Source organism: Stieleria sp. (assembly GCF_041595215.1).
Classification (GTDB): domain Bacteria; phylum Planctomycetota; class Planctomycetia; order Pirellulales; family Pirellulaceae; genus Stieleria; species Stieleria magnilauensis.
Genome location: NZ_JBFHKV010001014.1, coordinates 1 through 3,136, shown reverse-complemented (window position 1 = coordinate 3,136; position 3,136 = coordinate 1). Strand labels below are relative to the sequence as shown.

Genomic DNA, 3,136 nt, shown 5'->3' with positions numbered 1-3,136 from the left:
GCTGATATCCGTGGGTTCAGTGGGCATTTCATCGCTCCGCAAGTTTCAGCCTGCTCCCTTTTCCGCGGCACCCTAACTCTACAAGTTGACGGAGCACGAGCCTTGAGGCGATTCCTTTTCGCTGCGGAGCAGCGAAAAGGGGCGGCTGAAGCCTGCACACCAACACTCATGCTCGTGCGCTGGCGATTCACGGTTTGGTTTGCCGACCGGGGTGACTTGGTAGCGGTTGTTCCCGATGCGCCGGCGAAACGCTCTGGGACACCCTCGGCCGCATGGGATTGCGTTCGAATTTCCGCCGGGCGAGATGCATCTGGCACCTATGGTTGGGAACCCGTTGTCACTTGTTTGCACCGAACAAACTCTCGGCGATCACCGCCGAGCGACAAACGCCCGCATCCTTCGTGTTTTCGATGAACTTACTGGCTCTCCTGTTCGCACTCGCCGTCGTCGTCTGGCTGGTCCCGCTCATCAAAGACGGGCGTCTGGCCAGCATGCTGACGCTGCTGTTGTTGACCGGGACCGTGTTCGGACCTCCCTTCCTGGCCTTCGACGGGCCGATCCAGATCAGCTTGGACCGCATGCTGTGGGCGTTCCTGATCGGTTTGGCCGCCGTCCAGTGGCGACTCGGCAAACTGAAACTGTCGCCGGTCAATCGTGTCGATGTCTGCTTGCTGGTGTTCGTCGTTTACCTGTTCCAGCGTAGCCGCGGTGGTGACCTGAGCGAGACGCTGGTCGATCCGACCGCCCGCTGGCTGTTTTATATCTTCATGCCGATCGCCGTTTACTGCGTCGCGCGGGTCACGCCGTTCCGCCGAAGCGACTTGTGGTGGTTGCTGCACGCGCTGATCGGATTGGGGGTCTATCTTTCCTTCACCGCGGTTTGTGAAGTCAAAGGGTGGCACGCGTTTGTGTTTCCCAAACACATCCTCAATCCGGAAGTCTGGATGTTTCTCGGTCGCGGTCGAGGACCGTTGTTAAACCCGGCGGGCAATGGATTCATCATCGGCGTCGCCATGGCCGCGGTCGCCGCCTGCTTCATCGGTAGCGACCGACGGACCAAAGCGATCTACGCCGCGATCGGTGTGGTCCTGTTGGTCGGCGGGTACGCGACGCTGACACGCAGTTGCTGGTTGGGGGTCGCCGGCGCGGTGGCCATTGTCGGATTGGTCCACAGTCCTCGCTGGGTGCGAGTGATCGGATTGGCCGCCACCGTGCTATTGGCCGGCGCGATGGCGATGGGTTTGAAAGAACAACTGATGGCATTCAAACGCGACAAAGCACTCTCGGCCGCCGATGCCGCCAAGTCGATCGAGCTTCGCCCCCTTTTGGCGACCGTCGCGTGGGAGATGTTTAAAGACAAACCTCTGACGGGTCACGGATACGGACAGTACTTCCAACGTCACGATGCGTACCACACGATTCGGGATTATGGTCTGCCGTTGGAGCGCGTTCGATCCTACAGCCATCACAATGTCTTTCTGGCGTTCCTGGTCGATTCGGGACTGATCGGATTGGGGCTGTTCCTGGTGGTGATCGTGACGCTGGCCGGCTATGGATGGCGGATGGCCACCGATGGCTCCTTGCCACTGGACCGGCGGCGGGTCGGACTCCTGACGGTCGGGATTCTGGCCTGCTACTTTCCCAACGCCATGTTCCACAACATGACCATCATCCCGATGGTGCAGGTCTTCTTGCTGGGAATCGGCGGCGTGGTCGTGGCGGTCTACGAAAACGGTTTCGTCAAAGACGAAGCGGAGGCAAAGCGGGCACTGGCTCCCACCGACGCAATTGGACACCGCGGCTGGGTGGGGAGGTAGGAAAATTTTGGAGGCAGGAAGATTCGCTTTGTTCAATGGAGGGTGTTTTTCACAATTTTCCTACCCCCGAAATCTTCTTACCCGATCCGCCGAAAAGCGACCGCGAATCAACCTCCCTCGGCTTCGCTCAGCACGGCCATGAACGCTTTTTGGCTGATCTCGACGTTGCCGACCGCCTTCATGCGTTTCTTGCCTTCTTTCTGTTTCTGCAACAGCTTGCGTTTCCGCGTGATGTCACCGCCGTAGCATTTGGCCGTCACGTTCTTTCGCATCGCCGGCACGGTTTCTCGGGCGATGACGCGACTGCCGACGGCGGCTTGGACCGCGACTTCGAACATGTGCCGGTCGATTTCGCTTTTCAGCTTCTTGGCGACCGCGCGTCCACGTCGGTCGGCATCGGCCCGGTTGCAAACGATGCTTAACGCGTCGACCCGGTTGCCGTTGACCAAAAAGTCCAAGCGGCACAAATCGGCGGCTTCGTAACCGACCATCTCGTAGTCCAACGTTCCGTAGCCGCGGGTGCAGCTTTTGATCTTGTCGTGCAGGTCATAGACGACTTCGGCCAACGGGATGTCGTAGGTCAACATCGCCCGCTGGGCACCCAGGTATTCTTGAGACTTCTGAATGCCGCGTCGTTCTTGGCACAGTTTCATCACCGCACCGATGAAGTCGGTCGGGACGATGATGTTGCAGCGCACGATGGGCTGACGAAACTCTTCGATGTCGCCCGGATCCGGGACGTCTTGCGGTTTGTGCACCGTCTTCGTCTCGCCACGCTTGTTGACGATCTCGTAGGTGACATTGGGCGCGGTTTGCACCAGGTCGATGTCCGATTCGTTCTCCAACCGTTGCTGGATGATCTCCATGTGCAACAGCCCCAGGAATCCGCAGCGGAATCCGAACCCCAGCGCGTCACTGGTCTCGGGCTCGAATTCGAAACTGGGATCATTGACCGCCAACCGCTCCAAGGCGTCGCGGAGGTCACTGAAGTTCTGTCCGTCGCTGGGGAATAGCCCGCAGTAAACCATCCGTTTGGGACGCGCGTAGCCCGGCAGTGCCGGGGCGGGGTTGTCGCCGGCGATGCTGACGGTGTCCCCGATGTGCACGTCCCCGATGCTTTTGATGTTGCAAATCAGATAGCCGACTTGGCCGGCCACCAATTCGTCGCGTGCGACACGCTGGGGCGCGAACTGGCCCAATTCGACGACTTCATGAGCCGTTCCGGCGCGGAGAAATTTGATCTTCTGTCCCTTGCGTACCGGTCCCTGCATCACGCGAACGTAAGTGATCGCGCCGCGGTAGTCGTCGTAGTTGGAATC

General features: G+C 59.6%; 2 protein-coding genes. One reads left to right on the top strand and one right to left on the bottom strand.

Features of this window, described 5'->3' with window-relative positions; all coding sequences use genetic code 11:
* Positions 1-341 precede the first annotated feature (341 nt).
* Positions 342-1,817, top strand: a complete 1,476-nt coding sequence (locus ABX749_RS27445) for an O-antigen ligase family protein (RefSeq protein WP_372898837.1) — start codon at positions 342-344, stop codon at positions 1,815-1,817.
* A gap of 107 nt (positions 1,818-1,924) precedes the next feature.
* Here ABX749_RS27445 and lepA read toward each other — a convergent pair.
* A partial coding sequence (lepA, locus tag ABX749_RS27440; RefSeq protein ID WP_372898836.1) for a translation elongation factor 4 occupies positions 1,925-3,136 on the bottom strand: 1,212 nt, incomplete at its 5' end.